Genomic DNA, 25,714 nt, shown 5'->3' with positions numbered 1-25,714 from the left:
TACTTCCTCCTCCTTTAATTGGAATTCGTTTCCGGTAATGTTTGCTGAAAATTAGAAAGTGACTGGCCGATCAAGGCCTCGATATCCACCGCGATCTGGTGGTAAGCAGCCTGTGATTCATTGTAGCGCAAACGAGTGTCGAAGAGCATGCGCTGGGCATCAATCACTTCGAGGTAGTTCGCTTTGCCCTCCTCGTATGCCCTGCGTGTGTCATCGTAGACTCCTTGCGCGGTGACCAGTAATTCCGTTTTGATGGCCGCAAGCTCTTCGTGCAGCATGGTCAACTGCTGATAAGCATTCGTCAGCGAAGCGTAAATCTGAACTTCGGTTTCACGCTGGCCTTGGCGGGCTCTTTCGAGTTCGCGCCTGGCTTTTAAAATATTCCCCTGATTTCGATTGAATACTGGAATTGGCACACTGACTTGAATTACCGCAGATAGGTCGTCGTTTTGATTCAAATGCTTTAAGCCGACCCCAACCGTTAAATCAGGTATCGCTTCAGATTGCTCCAAGCGAATCGCTGCCCGGCGCTCGGCAAGTTTAGCCGCCCAGCGAGCGATCTCCGGGTGCTGGTTAATTTGTGTGTAGAGGGTATGAATATGAGGTAAATTATCATGAGCTAAAAAAGCGCCCCTTACCTTTGTAAACTTCGGATTACTGCTTCCCCACAATGCCGCCAATCTGATTCGCGCACCGTCAAGTTCGCGTTGCGAGCGTTGCACATTGATCTTTTCCGAAGTCACGATGGCTTTTGACTTGGCTTGTTCCAGGGGAGAGGCGGCCCCGGCTTCAACGCGCTTGTCTGCAGCGACGAGGGCTTGCTCTGCAAGTTCGAGATTCATCTGCATCAGCTGATGACGTTCCTGAGCGGCCAGCACATTAATGAATGCCTTCGACACATCAGCGAGGATAGCCACGCGTGTAGCTTCATACTCCAAACTCGTGATGTCTTCATTCAGCCGCGCAACTTCAGAGCGGTTTTGCCGTTTCTGTCCAAGCTCAATGAGCTGGCTGATAAGCACCGTTGATTCAGCGCCATCAAAACCAGATCGATCACCCGATCCTGCAAACTCCTCTACATCTATTCCAATCTGAGGATTGGGCAAAAGGCCGGCCTGCAAGGTCTCAGCTTCGCTTATCCGCACGGACCATCCGTATTGCGCCAGCCTGGGGTTATTGAGTAACACGGCAGCAAAGGCATCAAGGAGCGTGATCTCCCCCTCAAGCTCCTCAAAGATGTAATCAGATGAGGGCGTATATTGCGGCTCAACGCTTTTAAGAGCCTGCAACTCTCCACCAAGGCTGCCATCCGACAAAGCCACAGTTTCTCCTTGGAGCAAACTGCTGGTATGCAGAAATAATGGCCATGCCACCCTAAGAGTTCGTTGTATTAGTCGGTTGCTCATTAATAGTCGCATATATGCGCATGTTGGCATTTGATAATCAGAAACTGATGAAGTCAAGAGTTGTTTTTTATGAGGCCACTAAGACTCGTGGTTCTGGTGTTTCTGGCTGTATGAAAATATACTTGTCGGGTTTATTAACGGCGGCCCGGCAATTCGTGATGGCGTAGCGGATGCTGCTCATCGCGGATCAAGACTCAGTGTTAATTAGTTTGCCCGCTCTGCTTTCGCAGTAAAACTTGGCTGTCGCTTCTATGGAGTGAAAGCATCGTTTTGAGCTAGCGTGAAAGAAAAGGCTCCAATTCATTCAGTAAATAACCTGTGGCAATAATAGCGACTGCGGTGATGCCAAAAAAGATGGCGATGAGAGGTAGTTTGATGACACGCCGCAGCATGATCGCTTCCGGCAAACTGAGCGCTGCCATGGCCATCATAAAGGATAAGGCGGTTCCCAGCGGTATGCCTTTCTCGAAAAGAACGACGGCAACTGGAACGATGGCGGCGCAATTGGCATACATGGGCACGCCTAAGGTGGTGGCGATTGGAACGGAAAAGACGCCAGTTGCCTCGATAATACGCTCCATGGCTGCTTGGGGAACGTAACTGTGGATTACGGCTCCGACAGCGACACCAAGCAGAATCCAGTGCCAGATTTGCCGGAACATTGTAACCGCTTCACCCCATCCGAAGCGCAATCGCTCGGCAATGGTGTAGCGCCGAACCGACTCTTCTTCAGAGGCGCCCCTCATAATATCAAGTTCGAGATAGCGCTCCAATTTCATTTTACCCATCAGCGCACCGGCCAGAATCCCAATGGTCAGGCCGCAGACGATATAGGCGAAGGTGATCGGCATTCCGAATTCGCTGGCCATCAACACAACGAGGTATTCGTTGATGATGGGAGAGGTGATGAGAAATGAGAAAGCAACTCCAAGTGGAGCTTCCGCCTTGAGGAGGCTGATAAATATCGGAATGCCTGAGCATGAGCAAAAGGGTGTTACGGCGCCCAGGAGAGCGGCCACGGTGTTGCCCCAGATCCCGCCACGATTGATCCACTGTTTCAGACGCTCTTGAGGTAAATAGGTGCGGGCGATGCCGATAATAAAAACCAAACCGAGTAGAAGCAGAAGTATCTTTAACGAGTCGTAGACAAAAAAGTGAATGGCTCCGCCCAGCCGGGAATCAGGAGCGAACCCTGCCCACTCATAAATTAGCAAGTCGACTAGCTTCAGCAGCATTTACCGTCTTTAGGGTCCTTCTTGCCGCAACAACTATCATTTTGACGCTGCGCGTCAGCCTTTTGCTTCATCGCACAGTCAAGACTGGTTATGATGCGCTTTAGCAGTCCCGGCTTTCTCACCGGAACTTTGTTTGTGGTGGTCTCAGTATTATTCATGCTCGATCAGGTTATTTGTTGAGGAACCACAGGGATCGCCCGGATATTCGAGTTCGAGCGTGCAGTGTTGGATGGAATGGCGCTCTTGCAATCGCTGTTTTAGTGCTCGGCGAATATTCAATTCATGGTCGTGATCGGCCTGAGATCGTTTTACCACGACGTGGGCTTCCAAAGCCTGATGGTGTTCATCCAACTCCCATACATGCAGATGGTGAATACCTTCGACTCCAGGAACATCCATCATCGTTGCTTGCACTTGCTCCATGGATAAATCAGGTGGAGCGCCTTCCATGAGGATGCGGCAGGTTGTTCTCAGCATGCCTATGGACATGTAAAGGATGTAGCCTGCGATCAAGAGCGTGAGGATTGGATCGACCCAGTCCCAATCCCAAAAATAAATCGTTGCTCCGCCTACTAATACTGCAACTGAGGCGCCTGCGTCTGTTAGGTTGTGAAGGAAGGCTGCTTTTAAATTCATACTGCCCTTAGACATTGACCACAATAGCCAAGCGGTAACCACATCAACAAATAGCGCGACGCCTGCCGCTGCCATAATCCAACCGGCTTCAAGTGGTTCGGGACTAAAAAACCTTTTGGTTGCTTCATAAATCAGGTATAAACCAACGAGGACAAGCGCAGTTAATTGGATCATCGCACCAATCAGTTCGGCTCTCCGGTAACCGAAGGTGAATTTTTTATCTGCGCCCTTTCTTGATACCTTTCGGGCGATATAGGCTATGAGTAACGCAGCCGCATCGTTAGTGTTGTGCAATGCGTCCGCCATGAGTGCGACGCTTCCCGCAATCGCTCCGGCGATAAACTCGAAAACGGATAGACCAATATTAACCAAAGTGGTCCATAACAAAACTGTATCACTGACTTGCTCAGTTCCGTGATCGTGATGATGATGTTCGCTCATTGCTTAACCTTTCTAAGGTAATCCGATTAAAGAATTCGTCCAGATAGACATTCAAACAAGCTTCGAACTCTTTTGCACCTGCATAATATTCAACGCAGAGAAAGCCGTGGCCATCGATGGTAACAAAGCTTGTTCCAGGCATGGAATTGACACCTAGCAGCAGATCCACTTTTTGTTGCTTGGAGAGTGTTTGGTAAATCGCCCAATAAGCATGCCTATGGGTTCGAAGCAGATGGTCGCCAGCTCGCTTGGCGTGAGTAACCAGAGTAGATCCGGCAACATAATGGTCATTATAGGCAACCTGCAATTCGTAGGTTTCTATTTGATCTTTAGTCACAGGAGTAACGGCAATTTGAACAAGGTGCGGAAAGAGGTGGTGCATACGTTCCACCAATCGATGAACGCAAGGGTCTTCGATCAAGGAAACTCCTGGTAATACTTCAGCTTGGTTGATGATCATGGTTTTAATCATGGTCGCAAATAATCCCTTGCTGTTCTATGGCCTTTTCTCCCCTAGCACCGGTTTGTATTCTAATTACGTCATCAATTGGAAACACAGCTATTTTTCCGTCACCCGCCTTGCCGGTCCTCGCGGCGATTTCTATCGCTGAAACTGCACTCTCCACGACATCATCCGTACAGATAATCTCAATTTTCGTGTGCGCCTCTGCTTTTATAGCTGTCGGGTTAGGCTTAAGCCTAGGCGTCTCCCCAGGCGCAACCCACGTATGGCATCCGTAGCCTCGAACAGTGGACATGGTCACGCCAGATAAACCAGGCACCATTTGTAGCGCCTTGAGAACAGTCTGAAGCCGTGACGCTCGTATGATTGCGTTAATCTTTTTCATGGTCATCAAGTGCTATCGAATGGTCAGTGTGTTTCTCTGAATGAACTGTAATTTCCACCACCGTAATATCTTCACGATGGCTTCCTATCGATGTGTTGATATTGGCAGGAAGAAAGCTTCCATTTGGGCTAACGTTAAACTGATGCGATCTCAGTAGCTCAGTCTTCGATTCGATTAGTCGGTTGTCTTGCCCGTAAACTAATAAGTCGAGGTGTGCACCATGAGGAAGTCTTCGATAGCTATCGCGAACCACTCGCATTGATATCAGCGTATCTTCTTCTCTGGCAATAGCCACGGCACGTCTAACTTCCACTACCGTTCCCTCATTTTTTAAAATTAATGAGGGCCGAGATGAGGCTGGGCTCTCCACTCCCATTTCTCCCGCGAGAGGGCTATCGGAGCTAGCCCATACTTCATTGTTTGTGCAAGCTGCTTGCATAAGAGCTGCGCATGCAATAATTAAGACATTTTTCATTTTGATGATTAATATTTAAGCCAGTCTATTACTGCAAAGGAGGCGAAGAGGACGAATAAAGCATCAAATGCTACTAGCCCAACCGGAAAATGAATATGGCCGTATGGACGAGAAATTCTTACGGTGATTAACACGGTCCCGACTATAAATACCAGTGACATTATCAGTAATGACAACGCTACTTGTCTGCGCTGTATTTTCTCTTTTGCATGCAAAGCTTCCTGCCTAAGCTGCTTCTTAGACTTTTTCCCTGGTTGCTTTGCCTTTGAGCTCATGAGACAGTGGCTTTTGAGATCACATTAGTTTACATGGATTAAGAAGGCTTACTTTGAATCCGCACATCACGTTCAATTGAACTGACAAAGATGCGCCCGTCACCGCGCAGCCCAGTATGGGCCGCGTGATGAATTGCACTGATGACGGAACCGACAAGGTCTTCCGTGCAGACGACTTCAACCTTGACGTGATGCACATAACCGGATGGATCGGTGTCAGGCTTATAGCCTGAACTCTGGTCTTTTCCTCGTCCAAACCCGAGCACTTTGGAAAAACTTGCTCCGGTGAGTCCGGCGATTTGATGTAGGGCACATGTAACTGCGTCTTGTCTGGATTCTTTGATGTAGGCTTTAATTTCTTTCATTTTACTGTTCCTGGTTGGGGTTGACGGAAAACCATTTGTATAGAGCCGGCAGTACTAGTAGTGTTAGTATTGTCGAAGAAACCAGCCCGCCGGTCACGACGACTGCAAGTGGCCTTTGGACCTCGCTTCCCGTGCCACTTGCCAGAAGTAGTGGAACAAGACCGAGAGCGGTTGTGCCAGCGGTCATGAGAACGGGTCGTACTCGCAGGCAGGCTGCCTGAATGCTGGCATCGTTGATACTTAACCCTTCTCGAAGGAGTTGATTGAGATAGGTGACGAGGACCATACCATTCCCCAGCGCTATACCGAAGAGAGCAATGAACCCAATACTAGATGGGACAGAGACATTTTCACCGGCAATCCACAATCCGACTATGCCGCCGACTAATGCGAGTGGAATGTTGAGCAGGATTAGAACCGTATTCTTGATGGAACCGAATGACATGTATATCAGCAGAGCAATCAGCGCCAACGTTACCGGAACGACTACAGCCAATCTTTTATTAGCCTCCTGCTGTAGCTCGTATTGGCCTCCCCAAGTTACATAGTAGCCGGGGGGCAGATTGACTTCGGCATCAATCGCTTCTTGGGCGTCGGCAACGAAACTACCTATATCCCGTCCAACTACATTAGATTGGATTTGCAGGTATCGCTGCGTGTTCTCTCTGACTATAGAAAGCGGACCGGTGATTTCTTTAATGGTCGCAATCTCATCGAGAGGAAGCAGTGTCCCTTCTGAGGTTTGAACCACCAAATGTTGCAGGTCTTCAACCGTGTCGCGAGCTTGCTTTTGATAGCGCACATAGATGTCGAATCGTTGAACGCCTTCATACACTTGTCCGGCCTCTACACCGCCAACTGCGGCTTCGATCAAATCTTGAACCTCGGAGAGGTTTAGCCCATGACGAGCGATAGCCTCACGGTCTGGGCGAATTACTATTTGCGGTGCACCCGTAATTTGACCGGCTTGTACGTCTGCGGCACCCTTGACTTGACGGACAACGCCGGCAATGGCTTCACCCTTCTCTTTCAGGATATCTAGCTCCGGTCCAAACAGCTTAATCGCAAGCTGGGCCTTGGTGCCTCCGATCAATTCGTCCACGGACAATTGGATCGGTTGCGTCATATTAACCAGCACACCTGGCATGCCCTCGAGCTTTTCACGCATGGCATTCTCAACATCTTCCTGAGTGTAGCCTTCCCGCCATTCGTCACGCGGTTTAAGCACAACCATCATGTGGACGGTGTTAATCGGGTCGGCATGTGCGCCAACCTCACCACGTCCAATGCGAGAAACTGCTTGTTCAATTTCCGGGATCTCAAGCAGTCGCCTTTCTGCTATCATCGTGTTTCTTTGTGTTTCATCAAGAGAAACAGATGGCGCCATAGTGAGATTCGCGATAATATCACCCTCCATGAGTCGAGGAGTAAATTCCGATCCAAGCCTCGGGAATACCCACACTCCAACTGCGAGCAACACGATTGACAGAATGACCGATAAAATACGGAAACGTACGAAGAATGTTACTATTGGCCGATAGACGACAACCAATGCTCGAACAATCCATATCTCACGATTCTCTTTACTTGAGTCATCGTTGGCCTTTTTAGGCCGTTGCATAAGGAGTGCAGCAAAGACGGGCGCCCCAAATAGTGCATAGATTAACGAGCCAAACATGGCCAGTGAAACGGTATATGCTAAGGGGCGGAACATTTTACCTTCTACCCCTTGCAGCGTGAACAATGGTATAAACACCAAGACGACAATCAGGATAGCAAAAGTAATTGGTTGCGCTACTTCTTGGCAGGCGCGTGCGATGAGGCGCATCTTGCTTTCTTGACCATTGGAGGCCCGCAATATTCTATCTGCGTTTTCCACCATGACAATGGTGCCGTCCACCATCATCCCAATCGCGATGGCAAGCCCACCCAACGACATTAGATTAGCTGAGATGCCCATGTAATACATCGCTGTAGTCGCAAACAGCACAGAGAACGGGATTGATAGCGCAACTACTACGCTGGGGCGAAAACCTCCAATGAATAGGAGTAGAATAAGAATGACTAAGCCTATTCCCTGGACAAGTGCACTGGTAACAGTGTTCACAGAAGCCTGTACGAGGGTCTTTTGCTGATAATATGGATCAATAGTTATTCCTTCAGGCAAAGCCGTTTGGATTTCCATCAGCTTAGCTTCCACGGCGCTGATTACAGTGGATGAGTTGGTTCCGTATAACTTGATAACCATGCCTGATACCACTTCGCTTTTGCCATTAAGGGTCTGAAGTCCCTGGCGTATCTCACCGCCAATCTCAATATTGGCCAAGTCACGCAAATATACTGGAGTCCCGTCCTCATGACTAACTACAATGTTCTCAAGGTCTTCGATTCCAGCGGCTAGACCCTCAGAACGAATAATGAACATCTCCCCGTTGCGTTCAAGGAACTGGCCGCCAACATTTTCGTTGTTTTCCTCGATTCGTCGGATGACTTCTTCCAGTGGAATATCGTAACGCAGTAGTGAATCGGGGTCGATATTAACTTGAAACTGCTTCACAAAGCCTCCAATGCCTAGCACTTCGGTCACGCCGGGCACTGTTTGCAGATTGTATTTTACTACCCAGTCCTGAATCGAGCGTAACTCTTCCAAACTGTATTGGCCTGTAGTGTCGATCAGGTTGTAGTATAGCACAAGTCCTTGGCCGGTGGAGATCGGTCCCATTTCAGGTTCGCCAAACCCTTCCGGGATAGCTTCACGAGCTTCACCCAGACGTTCTCCGACCACCTGGCGGGCAAAGTAAATATCCGTCCCTTCCTCGAAGTAGATACTAACTACGGATAATCCGAAGTTCGAAACCGAGCGTATTTCGGTTACTTTAGGCAATCCGCTCATGGACGCCTCGACGGGGAAGGTAACGAACTTCTCTACTTCTTCCGGTCCTAGGCCGGAAGTGACAGTAAACACCTGCACTAGCGCCGGAGAGACGTCAGGAAACGCATCAACCGGAAGCTTTTTGTAACTCCAATAACCTCCAGCCATTACGGCAAAAGTCAGAAGTACTATGATCAATTTGTTCCGTAGAACTGATTCTATTAGTCGATTCAACATGTTATCAGTCCTATGAAATTAATGATTGTGCCCGCCGAATGAGCCTTTGCCCATTTCTGCCTTAACTGAGATCGGATTCTCCACGACGATAGTCTCACCTGGTTTGAGTCCAGAAATCACCTCCCAGGATTCAGCATCGCTGCTTCCCAATTCCACAGGGCGTGGTTCGAAACCATCTTCGTCCTGGACAAAGACAACAGCTTCATCACCGATTTTCAATACGGCTGAGCGGGGAACCAGCAGTGCCGCTTTTTGTTCATCAGTGGATATGATGCCTTTGATGAATTGTCCTGGCTTCCAATGACCATTGGTATTGTCGACAACAATTCGTGCCAGCCCGGTGCGGGTATGCTCGTCAACTGTAGGTGCCACATAGGCAATATCCCCGGTATAGCCGGATTCGAGATGCCCGCCTTCAATGCGCGCCTTTTGTCCTCTATGGATTTCGGCGATATTACGCTGATAGACTTGAAGGTCAGCCCAGACAGTTGAAAGATCAGCAACTGTGAATAGAGGTAATCCAGCCTCAACAGTTTGTCCTTGGGTTACATCGTATGCGACAATTACTCCGTCGAAGGGAGCCTTCAACTCGAAGGGGCGCAGTGTTTCTGTGCTCTCTAGCGTGGCCAGCACATCACCTTTTTTTACTGCATCGGCGAGCCGTGAATTTATCGACAAAACTGTGCCTTCATAGCGCGGCGTTACATATGCGATCGCTTCCCGGTTGTACTGAATTTCTCCAGGCAATACGACAGTTTCATGGAGGGTGCCGGGACCAGCTTTTCCAACTACAATACCGAACTCGCGCATAACTGAAGACGACATGTTGACTGGTCCTTCCTCATGTTCACCGTGCCCGCCATGCTCGTCGTGTCCCGTATGTGTTTCATGGGATTCCCCATGTTCTTTTTCTTCTGAGTGTTTGTGCTCTTCGCCTGCTGCCCCCACTGTACTGCCGTGCGAATCGTGCTCCTCGTGTTGGTCATGAGTCTCCCCATGGCCAGTCTCTTCCTCATGGCTATGGCCTGCATGCTCTTGACCGCTCAATGTTGCGGACAGTCCGAGGGCAAGAAGCCCGATGATAGATAGTTTTAGGTAATTTGAAGGTGTTTTCATAGAAATGATTAGAAATTAGAATTTAAGAACGGTTATTCGATTAATGCGTCAGGTTTGCCGGTCGCGTCAGAGCCTCAATGGCAGCTTGGGCGGTGGCGTAACGTTGTAGCGCGTCGAGATATGCCTCACGGACTTCAAACAGAGCTTCTCGACTTTCTAAAACAGCGAGCTGAGTGAATTGACCGCGCTCATACCCGGCGTTGGTGTCGAAGAGTGTTTGCTCCGCACTGGGAAGAAGGTCTTTCTGCACGGAAATTACTTCTTCATGAGCACTGGCGAGTGCCTGATAGGCACGGTTGAGCTGAATTAGCATCTCACGTCGAACAGCTTCCCGTTCGTATTCTGTTGCTCTCACTTGAGCACGAGCTGTGCGAATATTCCCCTGATTCCGATCAAAAAGAGGCCATGGAATATTGACGCCCGCAACAAATCCATAGTTGCCCATGTCTTCGTTATAATAACGAGCGCCACCAAAGACCTCCACGTCAGGTACTGCACGCGCTTTTTCGAGTTCCAGTGCTGCTTCACGGCTCTGGAGTACAACTTCATACTGGGCTAATTGCGCTGTGCTTGGTAACCGGGAAGCCAGTTCGGTAAAACCAGGTAGATCTGAATCTAAAACGACTTTGCCTTCAACTGTGTAGGGCTGTTCGGATTCGGTCCCCCATAGAGCTGCGAGCATGGTTTTAGCAGTTGCCAAATCACGTTGCGCCCTGTCCAAGGCAAACTGCTGTTGACGAACTGCAAGCGTAGCGCGAGTCAGTTCAACCTGCGGCGAACGGGCGGCTTCGACTAGCCGGGTTGTTTCGTCCTCGCTCTCTTGGGCCAGTGCCAGCTGCTCATTGCGCAGAGCGACAAAGTTCTGAGCGAGTAAGACATCGACGAAAGCTGCTCTGACGTTAGTTTCTAATTCGGTTAGCAAGACTTCACGCTGCCAGTCGACCAGAGTCCGCTCTTTTCTGGCCAGAGCGGTTCGCAGTTGTTGCTTGTCCGCCGTCTCAATGACTTGGCTAATCCCTAATGTGAGTTCCAGTCCTTGGACTCCAGTGATCGGTCCGGTTCCCAAAAAGTTTTCTGCCTCAAAGCCAATAATCGGATTTGGCGGCAAATCTGCTTGATCAATCTGTCCCTCAGCGGCTTCAGCTACAGCAGAGTTTAGATTGAGTCGCGGATCGTTGTCGATTGCCCGATGTAAGGCTGTCGTGAATGTAACTGGCTCCAATTCAGAACCGGCGGGCGTTTGCGCCAATAATGTCCCCAGTGGAACAGAAAAAATAAGTGTATATGTGGATAAGTATTTAGAAATGTACATAGAAAATCCTGATGCTAGTTGGTGTCTGCATGCCTGAATGGAGGCATACAAAGAGCGGCTCCCAAAAGGAGTCGCTATCAACGTTGATCAGGATTCAGATGAGAAGGACAACGGTCTCCGCCACTAGAAGGCAGACGTTGACGCTGTACGGGGGAGCCCGAGTAGGATTCGGACCGAGCTTGTTTTCAGTTTTCCAAACAAGCTCAGGAATCGGGACAATTACTGCTAAGTCGGTGGGAAGATTCTTCAGTAGAGTATCGCTATCACGCGACGCAAGCATATCGACACTGCTCAGCTCAAGATCATTGCAGTTGCTGCACTGATGGATTGAAGCTTCATCTGTGCTATGGCAGCACGCCTTTTCAGGGGCAAGGCTGGCAATATGTAATGATCCAGCAGCGTGCAAGCACATCAATAGTCCATCGACTCCACCCAGAACACCGTTCCAAGCAACTAGGCCGATTAATAGGGCTACGATTTTCTTTTTGGCACGCACTAATTGGATTTCAATGGAAAAAGAGAAGATATTGTCAAGCACCTTTTCAATTTAACCCCATCCTATTGGATGACGGTTTTGATCTACTAATCGCCCGAATCGACAATTAGTCTTCGCGAGTAATTGGTTCGTCAGGGAATAAATCACGTCCAATGCGCCTCGAAACTTATCATAAAGGAACTACAACAGAGAATGCTTAAGAAATTGCACGTGGTGACGTCTGCGCCCCGTCAGTCAATTAAACCGCTCTGCAGTCCACTTAGACGGTCCCAAGGCGGGGGCATGCGACAATCAATGTAAGGCAAACCAATATGGAAACCGGGAACACCACTCAGGAAATGAGGGTGCCGGAAGGCGTCCTCAGCGCTTCGCTCAGCGAAGGCGCTCCCACGCTGCTGATTAAGACTGAGGACGGGCTACGCAGAATATTCCCTTGGATTCATTTCATTAATGGCGTCTATGAAAACCTGAAAGAGGTTGAGCGAATTACGCTTCATTATTTATCGCATGAGGTCTGTCTGGAGGGCGTTCGTTTGGAACCTCTGTTTGAGCGGATCGCGAAATTCAGCGTCGAGTGGATCAAAGCGAACGATAAGCGCCTCAAGTCGCGATGTCCGCAAGGGGCGCCATTCATTGAGAAAATCTCGGTGTCAGAGAAAAGTAACATCCAGCTTCCATCCGAGTGATTTCGAGCTGAAAACCTTCTGATTTATGCCCTTCGGCAACCTCATATTGAGCATTCTTACCGGCTCCATTGCCTACGTCTTGCTGTGGAGCCCAAAGGAAGTCCTTACGGTCTCCGCCTATGCGTTTGGCGCACTGGCTACATGGCAATTCTACTGCGAATGCAGTCGATTGCATGTCGAGAGCAAGCCAGCGGTTGTTGACAAAAACCCGGTGATATTTCAGTTCGGGCGCTTCGCCTGGCGCCAATCCGAAGCGTGCCGCCACTGGTTTGTTTCCGGGCAAACGGGCAGCGGTAAAACCTTTTTCTTTCGGCGGGTGATCTGGCAACTATGCCAGAATACGCCGAATTGGGGCGGGCTTATTCTGGATGAAAAGGGCGCCTTTATTGAGGTCTTGCGAGGCATCTTTAAAAATCACCCCGCCAAAGATGAAGACGACTTAATTGTCCTGGAGGTCCGTCCCGATGGCGCGCCTACGGACTGGAAGCCCAAGGTCACGTTCAATTTTCTAGAAGTGCCGGGTATTCCGTATTCCAACCATGCGAAAACGATTGTCGATGTCGCAGGCTCCTTGCTCAAAAAAGGCAGCGAAAATCCGTATTTTCCGCAACAAGCGACGATTCATATTGAATGGGGATTTCGTTTCCTGAAAGCGCTAGGCCAGCCTGTTACAATCCTCAATTGCTTCGATCTGCTGACTGACCTTGAGCACTTAAAAGAAATGGGCGAGCTGCTTGCTAAGTTTGATACAGTGGAATCAAAAAAAGTGCTCGACCACTTTCAGAATAATTATCTTGGACTGAATGAGGAAACCTTCAAGGGCGTTCAATCGACCATAGCAGGCTATCTAGGCTACTTTGCCAGTCCTGAAATCGCGGAAGTATTCTGCTCCGAAGAACCGTCATCGTTTACTTTTTCCGATCTGGACAAAGGTAAGGTTGCGACGGTCGCTATGCCTCAGAGATTTGCAGTCGAACGTCGGTACATCTATACGCTACTCAAGCTGAGCTTCTACAATCACGGTCTACAACGCTTCGATAAATCCGCCAAGGAACGCGATGAACTTAACCTACTGGTCGGTCTCTTTGATGAATTCCAGAAAACGGCGACTGCCAACGAAGCGGGATTGAGCGATTACAACACCGTGGACACTTTGCGGGAAGCGTGCGTCATGATCATGACCGGCACGCAGTCCACGCAAAGCTTGGTTCCTCCAATGGGCGCAGATAAGGCCAAAGTGTTTATCGCCAACATGGGCAATCGGGTGATCTTCAAGGCTGCCGATGAAGAAAGCGCCAAAACCGCCGCAGACTGCGTAGGCAAGCGGGAAGTCTGGCGCAAGTCGCAAGGCGTCTCCGGGGGTAAACATTCGTTTAACAAGCACAAGGAAGATCGCTACATCATCCAGCCGTATGAATTTCGCAAACTGCGGAAGTTTGAGTGCGTGGTACAGCACTGCGAACAGGGTTGGAAGAAAATGACCGTGCCGCCCATTGGACTGGACGGTAAGATTTGCGACTGGTGGGCGAAGGCCAAGCGTAAGCGGTGAGTTAGTATTTGATTCAGAAATCAGCTTAATAAATTGGGTAGGAGGTCTTTAAATCCGCCTAGTCGAGCATCGCGGTAAATTCCGATACGATTCAATTTGGCATAGTAATCCAACGATCGTTTCACCCATACAATCCAGTATTCATTGAGCTTTCGAATATCGTGTCCTGACAAAATACATTCCCTGATTTCGACTTTGCTCCGATAAAGGTACTGAAGACCACGCTCTAAGTTGTCATGCCCTAGAAACATTGTCGGTATGCCATGATGGTAGGTCTCAAGATTCGGCTTTTCATCTAGAAAGTGCAGAAATTCATTTACGGATAACAGGGCATAGTGTGCGCATACGAGCCCCTTAAGCGATTTGCCATCGAATATTTTTGAAATCCATTCGACTTCGGCGTGTAGGCGCATGAGGAAATTCCATGCGTTAACACAATTCCGGCCAAGTGTTTCCGGCCAACCAATGTGATTTGTTTGCTGCCATAATGTTGTGCTGTCCGACTGGAATCTCCGACTAACTGGCAAATTCGCCATACCAAATATGATGTGTGGTTGCTCGGATTTGACGCTCATTGCTCCGGCCAATGCTTGAAAGCAAAACACAAGTAATTCGGGAATCGAGCGAGTAACAACCGATCCAGCCCAATCCCAATCGGGTGGGTCAACTAACTCTTGTATCAGTGAAGTTTGGCGATTGAATCCCTGATTCGCTGCTTCGATGCCTGCTAAACCCATGCAGAACACTTCTTTGAATACTGCTAAAGATTCAAAAGCTATTTGGGGAAAACTTTCAGGTTCCCAATCTTCTTGTGTGTATTGCGCGCGATCCCAAGACTCCCTGAGCTCAAACAGCTTCATGAACGCGATCTTAATTCTTGAATCAAGTTGGCGACGCCAGATTGTGCGATTCCCAATGGTCGCGTAGTTCAAGGCGTCCTCGTAGAATTCTCCTGTGGCATCTGACGGTTCAGGAAAGACAGGGATTACGCCGGGGGGCTCTTTTGAATAGGGCTGCAAAACATCAATCTGACCAGGTGGCTCCTTGGTGTAGTTTGGACTCACTTGTACTGGTTTTACCGTAGTAGGGGATGTTATTGCATTACTCTTCTTTGGTTTGGGACCTCCGCCAACTGGTGGAATGTCGGGAGGGATTCCATGCAAACAGTTTACCAACTGCCGAAATGCCTCTTCACGATCAACGGAATTGTGGAAGTTTACGCCAAAACGGGTCGATAAAGAATCTGGCGCACGACATGAACCGTCGGATAGACGGTATATGGGAATGAACTTCTTCGTTTTGAGGTCACGAATTAGCTCACCTTCGACGATGATAGTCTCATATCCTGCGCCTCCTGTTCTCGAATTCGCCTTCTCAATGTATGGGTCAGTGCAAACAATCAATATCCACTCAGCCTTGCCGATGGCCTCTCTCATGAAGTAGACAAAATCATCACCCGGCCCTAGGTGCAATTGATCCAATATGGCATCGACTCCGTGGCTCAGACGTAGTTCAGTCACGAATTCGCTGACCCACTGCTTGTGTTCAGGGGAATCGTGAGAATACGATATAAATACTCTTGGGGCTGCTTTGCCGTCCATGCCTAAATTAGGCTCTCTACAAAGCTGATTTCTGCAAGTACGAACGTTTTAGCTGCTGTAAAATATCGGGAAGCAAGGAAGTACAGCCTATGTGTCAGATGTTGATCGCCTGATTCCAGCATTTGGTTAGCAGTAATTCAAAATCATTATTTCTTACTTCCTCCCTTATATCTTTACCAGTAATTGGAACAATAAGAGTCTCCTCCCGACTCCTGCGGCCCCTAAACGGAGTAATTGCCAAGCTTACTTACCATAGGCGCTGGCCAACTTATCAACAGTGGACAGATGCAACTCGGGGCTCGGTCTGCTGATCGCTGCCGGAGCCACATGGCTTTTTTTTGCAAGTGAACGGAGCGGCTACGTGCTCACTTTTTTCGGTGCGCCGGGAGTGGAATCCAAGGAAATGCCGTTTGATCGGCAAAACGCTCGAATGGTTTTTGCGGTCGGCATTTCATTGGCACCCACTTCACGCTCAAAGTAGGCTCCAAACTCCCGTATCGTGTATTTTTCTTTTGGATGCTCTAAGATGTAGAGCAGCAAATGGAATTGCCAAAACTGTCCGGGGTCATGGTCCCACCGACCGTTCTCGCAAAATTCGCCGTCTTTGAGGAATTCGAGGATGTCAGCGGTATCACGGAAAAAATCCGCACGGTTCTCAATGATCGCTCGCTCGATATAGCTTAGCGTCAGTCGCTTTAATCGGAAATCCGGCGAGTTATCGGAACTGTCGGTATGCCTTTTCCAAGCTCGAATCAATAAATAGGTCCCCGGGTCACGCCTGCCAATTCTGTGCCTATCTAGCAATATCAACAATTCTTTACGGCTTAGCCCGCCGTAGGCGCAGGTTAGACGTTTTTCGACTTCGGGCGCAATCTTCGCAAAATCCGTTAAGGCCTCATTGCCCCCATCGCTGCAAGTAGTCTTAAAAAGTCTGTCGCGTGATTTTTCGGTTGAAGCGCTGCCAGGCGGGGGCGATGCGTTGTCGATAATTTCATTATCAACAATCTGTCGTATCTGCCTCCTAAGACTCTCTGATGATCGCCAAAGATCATAAAACGCAGCTAATCTTGCCTCGGACTCACTGCTCATTAATTCATGTATAAAGTCCTCGCTGGCCACCAGTGGACAATTATCAACTCCAGACATTATTTTCAGAAATTAAAATTCATCATAAAACGGACTATTGGTCGGATGCACCAATCCGTCAAAAAATTCCATCGTCCTGATAATTCGGTAATACTCCCTCAGCGAGATTCCCTATTCTTTCCAGAGAAATGCGATATACTCTGAACATGGATATGAAATTGCAGAGCGACACTTCGGGATTCTTGAGTATGCTGATTCAACACCCCGCAATTCAAGGCGACATCGCGAGTTTTGCTTCAGCAATTATTAGGCAAGCATTGACAGATTCAAGTATCCGCAGGCAAGTTATCGACTCGATTCCTAAGTCTGAGATTATCGAAATTATCGGGGCGAATGCCCCGGTCGAAAAATCTGAAAAGTCGAACGTACCCGAAAAACTTGGAAGGCAGCAAATTAGCGGTAGGGACGCAGCAAGGATTCTAGGCTATAATCCTCGCTACTTCAGCCGAAGGGCCAAGGATTGGGGCTTAACAAAGATCAGGATGTCGAGAACATCATGTCGGTACTATCTGGATGAAGTGAACCGGATTGCCGAGGAGCGCGGGATTCGCAAAGCGACCTGAGTTCAAATGTGACCTCAAAAGATTGCCAGGCTTTTGTGGCCTTTCTTCTCTAGGTAACTCCGGGCTGTTGTCGTTACTTCAGAATGTCCAAGTGCTTTTGAAGCGACGTAGATGCCAAATTGCTCCGTGAGCTGCGAACCAAATTCCTTGCGCAATTCGTGGATCGCATTTCTTTGCGTGATTCCCTGAGTGTGCAACCAAGCGATAAGTCGCTTGAAATGATGGTCGCATCGATAATAATGGTATCTCACGGAAGGTTTTGGTTTGCGATTGCTTTCAATCACAAAGCTACCGGAGGCCTCTTCTTTAAATTTCGCGAGTAGCTCCACGACGGTTGCATCGACATCAATCACGCGTTCGCTCGATGCTCCTTTTACGTCCCCATACTCGGTTGCTTCGACGCGAATTTTATTCGATTTAAAATCGACGTTGGTCCAGAGCAGGGTATCCGCTTCGCTTCGCCGCATTCCGCACCCCAAGCACAGCAAGATTATCTTAAACTGCTCACGTTTTGATAGTGCTTTATTGAGAGCGATCGTGCTTTTCCGCATCTGTTTATCGTCAATAGCCGGAAGATCAGACAGTTCCGCGTACAGCTCTTCTTTCGCCTTGTTTGCCAAGGACATGAAATCGACCTCAGACTTGTACTGTCGAGTCGTAGAGCCACCGATTACGAGTCCATCGAAAGGGTTTTGAGGTAGCTTAAAAGTGAGGTGCTTAACATACTTCGGACTAAATAAAGCTTTTGAGTTGCGTAGGAGTGATGTCACGGTGGCCTTCCCCCGTCTTTGGGCAATGGGGTCTTGCTCTAGTCCATCAAGATAGTTCGCCCTCCACTGCATTATTCTGCTAGCGCTCAAGTCCGATATCTTTATCGAGTCAACCCTGTTGCGCCACGCTTTAACAGCCTCGCCACGGTGATAGCACCGTGATTTGTCCGCAGGGATACGAAAGACGCCGCTGACTACGGTTCGGAATTTTCGCGAATAGTCGGTGAAAGTTGTCTGTTTTATTAGCCGAAGGCGGCCAATTTCTTCCAGAAATTGGCCAACGGTTGGATCATCAACCGCCACAGTCTTTTTTTGTTTGTACTTTTCAAGAGTAGCTTGGGCACCGTTAGCACGGTTGTACATGTAGATTTCCAATGCTTTCTCTGCGGCAACCTCTTTGTTGCCTGTACCCAATTTGAAACGCTGTTGCTTGCCTCCGACGGACATATAAATCTCATACTCTGGGCTGGTGTAGGTGGAGCCATCTGTACGTTTGAACGAATTCTTGCGGATACGGTCATACCAATAGTCTAGTGTTCCTTTGGACGATTTCATGTATTCAATCTTAGTATTTCTCGTCGAGGCAAGCAAGCCTTAGTTGCTTATTTGTTGCTTAAATTGGGGGTGCTGAGTCCTGCCTAGATATGCCAAGCTCAGAATTCAAACTTCATCAATAATTTCATAAATCGCTAATTAACATATATTTGAATAACAAACCTGTCAGAACATGAAACAACTAGGCATACATAAGCAGAGGACTGAAAATCCTTGTGTCCCGTGTTCGATTCACGGTCTGGCCACCATTTTCCTTCAAGGGCTTACGTGATTTGCGTAGGCCCTTGCTATTTTACGGGGTCTAGCCTTGAATCGCTGGTAGGTCGCCTGATCGGCTCCCACACTCGCTGCGCTCGTAGACACGGTCTGGCCACCATTTTCCTTCAAGGGCTTACGTGATTTGCGTAGGCCCTTGCTGTTTTACGAGACAAAGTAGGCAATAATGGATAATATATTAGCTATTTTTCCATTAAAATGCCATTTAAAGCTAATATATTAGCCAAAATAGCTTAAAACCCATTCTCGATTCAAAAGACAATATATTAGCTATTTTGTTGATTTTAGTCATACTTTAGCTATTATTTTGTCTAAATGAGTTTCACCTTTGACGTCGACGAGTTTGAGCAGACACCGCAAGAGGTGTTGGCGCAGCTCGTGCAGCGCACGCGAGAGGCGCGGGAAAAAGCGGGCTTGTCCCGGCAGGCGCTGGCGGACCGCACCGGGATTTCCATGTCGACCTACAAGCACTTTGAAGAGACCGGACAAATCTCGCTGGAGCGGCTATTGATCGTGGCCGAAGCACTCGGCTGCCTCAGTGATTTCGGTCAGCTATTTGCTCCGCGAATCACGCCCAAGCCCAGCGAATTTCCCTCCCTGGACCAAGTTGAGCAGGCATTTGCATCGAAGAAACCCGCCAAGCAACGGAAGCCCAAATAATGCGCCTCAACGTCCATTATCACGGGGAACGCATCGGCGAGCTATTGGAGCTGGAGCAAGGCGCGTGGTTCCAATACGACCGCGAATGGCTGAGCCGCGGCCTTGAGTTGTCGCCGATTAAATTACCCGCCACGAGCGCCGTCCTTGGCCCCTGGGAAGAGCCGGAGCAGTATTATTTGGCAGGCCTGTTTGCCGATTCCCTGCCGGACAATTACGGCTTTGCGGTGATCATTCGGCGCTTCAAAGAGGCCGGGCTCCCCGACCCTACTCCGCTGCAAATGCTGGCGTTTCTCGGCTCGCGCACGATGGGTGCCCTCACCTACGCCCCCGGGACGGGCGAAGTGGATAAGAACCGCACCGTCGATCTAATCGCCGCCGCAAAGGCCGCCCGCCAAGTCGTCGAATATGACTACTCCCAGCAGTTGGATACCGACGTGATCGCCTCCGGTGGCTCGGCGGGCGGGGCGCAGCCAAAGATACTGATCGCCATGGACCCGCAGCAAAAACGCATCGTGACCGGCTCGGACCAGATCCCCCAAGGCATGGGTGCCTGGCTGCTGAAATTCGACCTCGATGCCGGTCAGGGGCCCGGGCGCGCCCGAGTCGAGCACGCCTATTTCCAGATGGCGCGCGCAGGGGGGCTCAATACGCCGGAAACCGCGCTCGTGCCGTCGTCGGATGGTGGGATGCATTTTGCGATCCAGCGCTTCGACCGCCAGATCGACAGGCCCAACCACCGCATACACAGCCACACGCTATCCGGGCTGTTACACCGCGGCTTCAAGCGCGACGGCTGGGACTACGACCACCTACTAAGGGCCACGCGGGAGCTGACCTCCGACATCCGCGAAGTCGAGTCCGCCTGGCGGCAAATGGTCTTCAACGTCCTTGCCCACAATCAGGACGACCACGCGAAAAACTTCTCGTTCCTAATGGATGATGACGGTCAATGGTCGCTCGCGCCGGCTTACGATTTGACCTACGTCAGCAGCCTTCACGGTGGTCAGGCGCTCAACATCAACGGCAAGCGCCTGTTCACGGCCAGTGACATTGTCGAGCTGGGGCGCAAGCATTCAATCGCCGTCAATCGCATGCGGGAAATACACGACGAGGTCGCCAATGCAATCAACCGATGGCCGGAGTTCGCCGCGTCCGCCGACGTCCGCCCGGGCATCCTGAAATCCTATCAGGGCGGCATGGAATCGGTTCGCAAAAGCCTGCGGCTCGACGCGGCGCTCAGCCCCGGTGCCAAAAAATAAAAGCGCAAAAGGACTTTTCTCCGCTGAACAAAACGTGTTAGCGGTTTAAACATGAACCAGCGCCCCAACATTGTCTTTATCATGTCCGATGATCACGCAGCTCAAGCCATCAGCGCTTACGGGCATGGGATCAACAGCACGCCAAACATCGACCGCCTGGCCAACGAGGGCATGCGCTTCGACCATTGCTACGTCACGAATTCCATCTGCGCGCCGAGCCGGGCAACAATTCTCACCGGCATGCACAACCACCTGAACGGCGTTTTCGGCCTGCATGAGCACATCGATAACCGCCAACCCAACGTCGCCAAATACCTCAAGCAAGGCGGCTACCAAACGGCGATCATCGGCAAGTGGCACCTCGGCGAAGGCCCTGGACATTGCCCCACGGGCTTTGATTTCTGGTCGGTCGTGCCCGGCCAGGGCGACTACTACGACCCCACCTTTATCGAGGCCAGCGGCGAGCAAAAAGACGAGGGCTACGTGACCGATATCATCACCGACAAGTGCCTTGGCTGGCTAGACGAGCGCGATGCCGACAAGCCGTTTTTCCTCATGTGCCACCACAAGGCACCACACCGCTCCTGGCATCCCAAGGCCGAACACCGCAGTCTTTACACTGACCCGATCCGCGTCCCCGACACCTTTGACGACGATTATAAAAACCGCGCTGCCGCCGCCATGAACGCCCAAATGCGCGTGAGCCACGACATGAATTACAAGGACCTCGACATCGAGCCGCACGAGGGCAAAGGACCGCGCGACCTCATCCCCTTCCCCGAGGATGTTACCGGCTTTGAGCTGACCTGCTCCGTCACTGGCGAGGTCTTTACCTTCGCATCACAAGACGAGCTGAAGCGTTTCAAATACCAGCGCTACATGCAAAAATATTTGCAGTGCGTCCACTCGATCGATGAAAACGTCGGCCGCCTGCTGGACTACCTCGACGAGCAAGGTTTAGCCGAAAACACCCTTGTCGTCTACACCTCCGATCAGGGCTTCTTCCTCGGCGAGCACGGTTGGTTCGACAAGCGCTTCATCTACGAGGAAAGCTTTCGCATGCCGTTCCTGGTCCGCTACCCGGAGGGCATCTGTGCGGGGACCATTTGCACAGATATGGCGAGCAATGTCGACTTTGCCGAGACCTTCCTCGACTACGCGGGCTTGCCCATCCCCCGCCACATGCAGGGCCGCAGCCTGCGCCCGCTCCTGGAAGAACAGACGCCCGACGACTGGACCGAAATTGCCTATCAGCGCTACTGGATGCACCGCGACGACGCGCACAATGCCTACGCCCACTACGGCATCCGCACCCACGACCACAAGCTGATCTATTGGTATAACGAGGGCATGGGCGTCCAGGGCACCCAACCCGGCGGCGAAACACCTGAGTGGGAGTTGTTCGATCTAGAGAAAGACCCGCTGGAGCTGTTCAACGTCTACCACGACCCCGCCTATGCCGACGTCGTCAAAGACATGACCCGCCGACTCGACGTCCACATGCTCGAGATCGGCGATGTGCCAGCCCACTGAGGCGTGCGATCAAGAAACCTGGCGCAAAGAAGGTGGCGGCCGATGTCCCCATCGGCCAGAGGATGAGACGGATAGATTGAATCGGTCCGTGCCTGGGCCATATCGGCAAATCGCGCCTCTTTGATAACCAGACTTTGACTGCCGCGATTCTGGCCGATGATACATCGGCCGCCACCTTTGACTAGCAATGGGTCAATCACCCAGCCGGCCACCACACCGCCAGCCAAACGGTAGGCTGCGCTGGGTAAAGCATCGCGATAATCAAAGTGATATCATGAATACATGGGAAAACAGATCCCATCATGCCGCACTCTCGAATATTTCTACTTTAGCCAAAAAGAACCATGCGAATCCTAACTCTATGCATCGTTCTTTGCGGATGGCTCGCAGGCTTGATATTTCTAAATATGGCCCATGCCGACCTATTTTTATTCGGCAAAACATTGGTCTTCTCAGTCATTCTAAACCTCCTGTTTTTCGGAGCCACATTGGTGACTTCAATCTGGGCTTTCAGGCAGAAAAAGAAAACGTGGCTGCCGGTATTACTACCAATAACCATATGGCTAGTGCTCGCAGTCATTCTCGGCCTGCCCGCCTATATTCTCGCGTTTTTCGGATCGCCTTCAACTGAATCGATTCAAGCAGCAGCCAAAATTAAAGAGATCGACCCGGAATGGATTGATAAGGCCGTGTTGGGACCGCCCGTTTCAGCAGCAACACCATATCAGCACGATGCCTATACCTGGAGTCTCTATCTTGAAGTTCTGAGCGATTGACCTATGCTGGCCACCATACCGCCAGCCAAACGGTAGGCTGCGCGGGGTCGGTCCAGTCGACGCGGTGGCGTTGGTGCGCAGGGAGGAAACAATGGTCACCGGCGTGGAGCTCCAGCTTGCGGCAAGAGTCGTTTTCCTCGATCTCCAACCGGGCCGCGCCAGCGAGCAACAATACCCACTCGTTTTCGGCCTGGTCATACCAGTCACCGGGTGCCGAGCATTGGCCGGTGGAGACGATGCGCTCGATGCGCACGCCATTGGCACAGACGAGGTCTTCCATCAGCTCAGCGGGCAGCGACGTGGGGAGATTGGCGAGGAGGTTTTCTGGCGTCACGGCAACCAGTTAACGGAAAGGGTCGCAAACATGCAACAAATAGCCTTGTGAAACGCGCCACGCCTGCCCTATCGTCGCCCGCGTGCTGACTAAACTGAGAGCTGCCTGCCCTGTGCTGATGGGCGTAATTTTCACGAGCAGCCTTGGCGCTCAATTGCCCAAGGTCGACGCTGAGCTTCCCCAGTTGGAATCCGATAGCCAGGAATACGACGCGGACACCAACTCCATGGTCGCCAAGGGCAATGCCGAGCTCAGCCACGGCAACATCGTCCTGAAGAGTGACGAGATTATCTTCCTGCAGGACACCTCCACGCTCAAGGCCAATGACAACGTCCAGCTGACGCGGGGCTCCTTCCGCATCCTCAGCGACACGGCGGAGTATGATTACTTTCACAGCAGCTTTGCCGCGGGTGATTTCCGCATGGGCCGGCACCCGCTCTTCTTGCAGGGTGGCAGCATCTCCGGCAACAACGAGGAAATCGAAGTCACCGACGGCACCATCTACTTCCAGGAGCCCGACGCCTACGCGCTCAACATCAAGGCCAAGCGCTACCTAGTAAAGGACAACGAAACGCTGGAAGTTTACGACGCCACCTTCCGCCTCGGATCGTTTCCCATTTTCTACATGCCCTACTTCGAGCAAAACATCGAAGAGGACTCCCCCATCGATTACCGCGGCGATGTCGGCTACCAGGGCAATCTCGGTGCCTATGTGCAAAATCAGGCGCTCGTGCGCGTGTTGCCGGAGCTGAAAATCGGGGCCAATATCGACGGCTACTCCGAGCGCGGCTTCCTGGGTGGTCCGGTGGCAAAATACAACTGGCAGTTGGGCGAAAATGGTGACAACGGCTACCAGTCTGGCTACATCAACACGGGATTCATCTACGACCTGGGAGACAGCAGCGAGCTTGGCCTGGACACACTGGGTAACCCCATCCGCCGCAGCCGCGACTTCATCGAATGGCGGCACCTCGGCGAAGTAGGTGACAATATCGACATCGCCAGCACCCTCAGTTGGTGGTCGGACTCCGAGGTCACGCGCGACTTCCGCGAGGAGCTTTTCTATGACAACCAAATCCCGGACAGCTGGGCATCCGCGAACTTGCGGGGTGATAATTTCGTTTTTGGTGCCTTCATGCGCTACCAGCCCAACGACTGGGAGCTCGTCGCCCAGCGCATGCCGGAAATCAGCTTTAACCTGCTGCCCTCCGAGATTTTCGAAACCACCGTTTACCACCGGGCCAGCGCAGACTTCGTCAGCCTGTCGGAGAAGTCCCCCACCGGCCTGTTTGCGGAAACCACCTCCAATCGCTTCAACGCCTACTACGGCCTGAACCGCCCGACCAAGCTCAACGATTGGGCCACCGTCACCCCGGTCGCCGGCGCGATGCTCACCAACTACTGGAACACCTACAACCACAACGGGGCCTACACCCGCGTGCTGGGTGAAGTCGGTATGGATTTCGAAGCACTGATCACCGGCCACTGGAACGTCAAAGACGAATTCTGGGGCATAGATGGCCTTCGCCACGTGATGAAGCCCATTGTCCAGTATCGCTACATTCCGGCCGCGGACGCGGGTAACACCCTGATCCCCAAGATCGACACCAGCTCCCCCTTTGACACCTACCTCGACCCCCTAGGCCTCGCCAACAAGCGCAACATCGACGACCTCTATGCGGAAAACACCATCCGCTACGGTCTGGAAAACTCCCTACAGACCCGCGCCAAGGGCTACGGCTCCTACGACATGGCCGAGTTTAACATCTACCACGAATTCCGCTTCGACCAGCGCCCGACAGAGGTCATTATCAACCCGCCCTACCGTCCATTTGTCCGCCCGGGTGATCGCTTTGCATCAGATATTTACACCGAGCTCACCGTCCGCCCCGCCTACTGGCTGTCTTCCTCTATCTTTGTCCGCATCGATCCCAATTCGCCCTCCGTCCCACAAGTCAGCACCCGCACCACCGTGGTCGACGGCGAGGAGTGGCAAGCCTACGTCGGCACCAACATGGTCACCGACATCCCCGGCTCAAATATCAACCAATTCCTCATCGGCGGCGAATACCGTGTCAACGAACGCAACGCCCTGCGCGCCGAATGGCGCATCGATGCCGAGCTGAGTGAACTCGTCGAGCAATACTACAGCTGGCAAACGCGGTTCGCCAACTCTTGGGATATCGAGTTCGTGATCGGCTACCTCCAGGGCGCTACGCGCGAAGATGGTTTTCAGGCGAAAGTTCGCGTTCGTTTGTTAAGTTTTTAAAGATTTAGCTCAAATACCAGGGA

The 25,714-nt window shown here is 51.0% G+C and carries 24 protein-coding genes; 8 read left to right on the top strand and 16 right to left on the bottom strand.

The genetic code is table 11. From position 1 onward, the window contains the following. Nucleotides 1–14: 14 nt before the first annotated feature. The 12 genes from O3S85_RS15660 to O3S85_RS15605 all read right to left on the bottom strand — a co-directional run bounded on the left by O3S85_RS15660 (nt 15) and on the right by O3S85_RS15605 (nt 11,756). Nucleotides 15–1,340, bottom strand: coding sequence for a TolC family protein (locus O3S85_RS15660; RefSeq protein ID WP_269541622.1), 1,326 nt, complete (start codon nt 1,338–1,340; stop codon nt 15–17). A gap of 341 nt (nt 1,341–1,681) precedes the next feature. Continuing rightward, entirely contained in the window at nt 1,682–2,641 is a 960-nt protein-coding gene (locus O3S85_RS15655) for a permease (RefSeq protein ID WP_269541620.1), read from the bottom strand. Nucleotides 2,642–2,791: 150 nt separating this feature from the next. Next, nucleotides 2,792–3,718, bottom strand: a complete 927-nt coding sequence (locus tag O3S85_RS15650) for a cation diffusion facilitator family transporter (protein WP_269541618.1) — start codon at nt 3,716–3,718, stop codon at nt 2,792–2,794. Next, nucleotides 3,684–4,190: a hypothetical protein gene (locus tag O3S85_RS15645; protein WP_269541615.1), complete on the bottom strand. Its 507-nt coding sequence runs from the start codon at nt 4,188–4,190 to the stop codon at nt 3,684–3,686. The genes O3S85_RS15650 and O3S85_RS15645 overlap by 35 nt, the downstream gene beginning before the upstream one ends. Next, entirely contained in the window at nt 4,183–4,566 is a 384-nt protein-coding gene (locus tag O3S85_RS15640; RefSeq protein ID WP_269541612.1) for a P-II family nitrogen regulator, read from the bottom strand. Before O3S85_RS15640 ends, O3S85_RS15645 begins: the two co-directional genes overlap by 8 nt. Beyond that, entirely contained in the window at nt 4,553–5,041 is a 489-nt protein-coding gene (locus O3S85_RS15635; protein WP_269541611.1) for a hypothetical protein, read from the bottom strand. The genes O3S85_RS15640 and O3S85_RS15635 overlap by 14 nt, the downstream gene beginning before the upstream one ends. An 8-nt stretch (nt 5,042–5,049) precedes the next feature. Further along, complete coding sequence (locus tag O3S85_RS15630; protein WP_269541610.1) at nt 5,050–5,316, bottom strand: hypothetical protein; 267 nt, start codon at nt 5,314–5,316, stop codon at nt 5,050–5,052. Nucleotides 5,317–5,354: 38 nt separating this feature from the next. Continuing rightward, the gene (locus O3S85_RS15625) at nt 5,355–5,681 is read right to left on the bottom strand and encodes a P-II family nitrogen regulator (protein ID WP_269541609.1); all 327 of its coding nucleotides are present in this window, start codon (nt 5,679–5,681) and stop codon (nt 5,355–5,357) included. Nucleotide 5,682: 1 nt separating this feature from the next. Beyond that, entirely contained in the window at nt 5,683–8,790 is a 3,108-nt protein-coding gene (locus tag O3S85_RS15620) for an efflux RND transporter permease subunit (protein ID WP_269541608.1), read from the bottom strand. A gap of 18 nt (nt 8,791–8,808) precedes the next feature. Beyond that, nucleotides 8,809–9,906, bottom strand: coding sequence for an efflux RND transporter periplasmic adaptor subunit (locus tag O3S85_RS15615; RefSeq protein ID WP_269541607.1), 1,098 nt, complete (start codon nt 9,904–9,906; stop codon nt 8,809–8,811). A gap of 40 nt (nt 9,907–9,946) precedes the next feature. Beyond that, complete coding sequence (locus O3S85_RS15610) at nt 9,947–11,218, bottom strand: TolC family protein (protein ID WP_269541606.1); 1,272 nt, start codon at nt 11,216–11,218, stop codon at nt 9,947–9,949. Nucleotides 11,219–11,312: 94 nt separating this feature from the next. After that, the gene (locus O3S85_RS15605; RefSeq protein WP_269541605.1) at nt 11,313–11,756 is read right to left on the bottom strand and encodes a hypothetical protein; all 444 of its coding nucleotides are present in this window, start codon (nt 11,754–11,756) and stop codon (nt 11,313–11,315) included. A gap of 269 nt (nt 11,757–12,025) precedes the next feature. Between O3S85_RS15605 and O3S85_RS15600 the strand changes: the two genes are divergently transcribed. Together O3S85_RS15600 and O3S85_RS15595 are read left to right on the top strand one after the other, a co-directional pair. Further along, entirely contained in the window at nt 12,026–12,400 is a 375-nt protein-coding gene (locus O3S85_RS15600; RefSeq protein ID WP_269541604.1) for a hypothetical protein, read from the top strand. A 25-nt stretch (nt 12,401–12,425) separates the two neighbouring features. Further along, the gene (locus O3S85_RS15595) at nt 12,426–13,949 is read left to right on the top strand and encodes a type IV secretory system conjugative DNA transfer family protein (RefSeq protein ID WP_269541603.1); all 1,524 of its coding nucleotides are present in this window, start codon (nt 12,426–12,428) and stop codon (nt 13,947–13,949) included. A gap of 20 nt (nt 13,950–13,969) precedes the next feature. Here the strand turns inward: O3S85_RS15595 and O3S85_RS15590 are convergent, their stop codons facing one another. Together O3S85_RS15590 and O3S85_RS15585 are read right to left on the bottom strand one after the other, a co-directional pair. Further along, nucleotides 13,970–15,550, bottom strand: a complete 1,581-nt coding sequence (locus O3S85_RS15590; RefSeq protein WP_220622066.1) for a toll/interleukin-1 receptor domain-containing protein — start codon at nt 15,548–15,550, stop codon at nt 13,970–13,972. A 357-nt stretch (nt 15,551–15,907) separates the two neighbouring features. After that, on the bottom strand, nt 15,908–16,696 hold the full coding sequence (locus tag O3S85_RS15585) for a hypothetical protein (RefSeq protein WP_220622065.1): 789 nt from the start codon (nt 16,694–16,696) through the stop codon (nt 15,908–15,910). Nucleotides 16,697–16,842: 146 nt separating this feature from the next. Here O3S85_RS15585 and O3S85_RS15580 point away from each other — a divergent pair, with 146 nt between their 5' ends. Further along, nucleotides 16,843–17,259 (top strand): hypothetical protein, encoded by a 417-nt coding sequence (locus tag O3S85_RS15580; RefSeq protein WP_220622064.1) that lies wholly within the window; start codon nt 16,843–16,845, stop codon nt 17,257–17,259. Nucleotides 17,260–17,273: 14 nt separating this feature from the next. Here O3S85_RS15580 and O3S85_RS15575 read toward each other — a convergent pair whose 3' ends face one another. Beyond that, complete coding sequence (locus O3S85_RS15575; RefSeq protein ID WP_220622063.1) at nt 17,274–18,584, bottom strand: tyrosine-type recombinase/integrase; 1,311 nt, start codon at nt 18,582–18,584, stop codon at nt 17,274–17,276. A gap of 591 nt (nt 18,585–19,175) precedes the next feature. Between O3S85_RS15575 and O3S85_RS15570 the strand changes: the two genes are divergently transcribed. From O3S85_RS15570 to O3S85_RS15555, 4 genes are all read left to right on the top strand, one after another. Beyond that, complete coding sequence (locus O3S85_RS15570; protein WP_269541599.1) at nt 19,176–19,520, top strand: helix-turn-helix domain-containing protein; 345 nt, start codon at nt 19,176–19,178, stop codon at nt 19,518–19,520. After that, nucleotides 19,520–20,779: a type II toxin-antitoxin system HipA family toxin gene (locus O3S85_RS15565; RefSeq protein ID WP_269541597.1), complete on the top strand. Its 1,260-nt coding sequence runs from the start codon at nt 19,520–19,522 to the stop codon at nt 20,777–20,779. Before O3S85_RS15570 ends, O3S85_RS15565 begins: the two co-directional genes overlap by 1 nt. 51 nt (nt 20,780–20,830) lie before the next feature. Next, nucleotides 20,831–22,312 carry a sulfatase family protein gene (locus O3S85_RS15560; protein WP_269541595.1) on the top strand — a complete coding sequence of 494 codons (1,482 nt, stop codon included), beginning with the start codon at nt 20,831–20,833 and terminating at the stop codon, nt 22,310–22,312. A 407-nt stretch (nt 22,313–22,719) separates the two neighbouring features. After that, entirely contained in the window at nt 22,720–23,088 is a 369-nt protein-coding gene (locus tag O3S85_RS15555) for a hypothetical protein (RefSeq protein ID WP_269541593.1), read from the top strand. Between the two features lies 1 nt (nt 23,089). On the opposite strand, the gene O3S85_RS15550 is transcribed toward O3S85_RS15555, so the two are convergent. Continuing rightward, nucleotides 23,090–23,422, bottom strand: coding sequence for a cupin domain-containing protein (locus O3S85_RS15550; protein ID WP_269541590.1), 333 nt, complete (start codon nt 23,420–23,422; stop codon nt 23,090–23,092). A 118-nt stretch (nt 23,423–23,540) separates the two neighbouring features. On the opposite strand from O3S85_RS15550, the gene O3S85_RS15545 reads away from it, so the two are divergent. Then, complete coding sequence (locus O3S85_RS15545; RefSeq protein ID WP_269541589.1) at nt 23,541–25,691, top strand: LPS-assembly protein LptD; 2,151 nt, start codon at nt 23,541–23,543, stop codon at nt 25,689–25,691. Nucleotides 25,692–25,714 lie beyond the last annotated feature (23 nt).

Source organism: Cerasicoccus sp. TK19100, from assembly GCF_027257155.1.
GTDB lineage: Bacteria > Verrucomicrobiota > Verrucomicrobiia > Opitutales > Cerasicoccaceae > Cerasicoccus > Cerasicoccus fimbriatus.
This window is presented reverse-complemented; position numbering and strand designations above follow the sequence as displayed.

What these genes read in the sequence shown, in the direction of transcription:
- O3S85_RS15655 (WP_269541620.1), bottom strand. Translation starts at nt 2,641, where the DNA reads ATGCTGCTGAAGCTAGTCGACTTGCTAATTTATGAGTGGGCAGGGTTC.
- O3S85_RS15650 (WP_269541618.1), bottom strand. Translation starts at nt 3,718, where the DNA reads ATGAGCGAACATCATCATCACGATCACGGAACTGAGCAAGTCAGTGAT.
- O3S85_RS15645 (WP_269541615.1), bottom strand. Translation starts at nt 4,190, where the DNA reads ATGATTAAAACCATGATCATCAACCAAGCTGAAGTATTACCAGGAGTT.
- O3S85_RS15640 (WP_269541612.1), bottom strand. Translation starts at nt 4,566, where the DNA reads ATGAAAAAGATTAACGCAATCATACGAGCGTCACGGCTTCAGACTGTT.
- O3S85_RS15635 (WP_269541611.1), bottom strand. Translation starts at nt 5,041, where the DNA reads ATGAAAAATGTCTTAATTATTGCATGCGCAGCTCTTATGCAAGCAGCT.
- O3S85_RS15630 (WP_269541610.1), bottom strand. Translation starts at nt 5,316, where the DNA reads ATGAGCTCAAAGGCAAAGCAACCAGGGAAAAAGTCTAAGAAGCAGCTT.
- O3S85_RS15625 (WP_269541609.1), bottom strand. Translation starts at nt 5,681, where the DNA reads ATGAAAGAAATTAAAGCCTACATCAAAGAATCCAGACAAGACGCAGTT.
- O3S85_RS15620 (WP_269541608.1), bottom strand. Translation starts at nt 8,790, where the DNA reads ATGTTGAATCGACTAATAGAATCAGTTCTACGGAACAAATTGATCATA.
- O3S85_RS15615 (WP_269541607.1), bottom strand. Translation starts at nt 9,906, where the DNA reads ATGAAAACACCTTCAAATTACCTAAAACTATCTATCATCGGGCTTCTT.
- O3S85_RS15610 (WP_269541606.1), bottom strand. Translation starts at nt 11,218, where the DNA reads ATGTACATTTCTAAATACTTATCCACATATACACTTATTTTTTCTGTT.
- O3S85_RS15600 (WP_269541604.1), top strand. Translation starts at nt 12,026, where the DNA reads ATGGAAACCGGGAACACCACTCAGGAAATGAGGGTGCCGGAAGGCGTC.
- O3S85_RS15595 (WP_269541603.1), top strand. Translation starts at nt 12,426, where the DNA reads ATGCCCTTCGGCAACCTCATATTGAGCATTCTTACCGGCTCCATTGCC.
- O3S85_RS15590 (WP_220622066.1), bottom strand. Translation starts at nt 15,550, where the DNA reads ATGGACGGCAAAGCAGCCCCAAGAGTATTTATATCGTATTCTCACGAT.
- O3S85_RS15585 (WP_220622065.1), bottom strand. Translation starts at nt 16,696, where the DNA reads ATGTCTGGAGTTGATAATTGTCCACTGGTGGCCAGCGAGGACTTTATA.
- O3S85_RS15580 (WP_220622064.1), top strand. Translation starts at nt 16,843, where the DNA reads ATGGATATGAAATTGCAGAGCGACACTTCGGGATTCTTGAGTATGCTG.
- O3S85_RS15575 (WP_220622063.1), bottom strand. Translation starts at nt 18,584, where the DNA reads ATGAAATCGTCCAAAGGAACACTAGACTATTGGTATGACCGTATCCGC.
- O3S85_RS15570 (WP_269541599.1), top strand. Translation starts at nt 19,176, where the DNA reads ATGAGTTTCACCTTTGACGTCGACGAGTTTGAGCAGACACCGCAAGAG.
- O3S85_RS15565 (WP_269541597.1), top strand. Translation starts at nt 19,520, where the DNA reads ATGCGCCTCAACGTCCATTATCACGGGGAACGCATCGGCGAGCTATTG.
- O3S85_RS15560 (WP_269541595.1), top strand. Translation starts at nt 20,831, where the DNA reads ATGAACCAGCGCCCCAACATTGTCTTTATCATGTCCGATGATCACGCA.
- O3S85_RS15555 (WP_269541593.1), top strand. Translation starts at nt 22,720, where the DNA reads ATGGCCCATGCCGACCTATTTTTATTCGGCAAAACATTGGTCTTCTCA.
- O3S85_RS15545 (WP_269541589.1), top strand. Translation starts at nt 23,541, where the DNA reads ATGGGCGTAATTTTCACGAGCAGCCTTGGCGCTCAATTGCCCAAGGTC.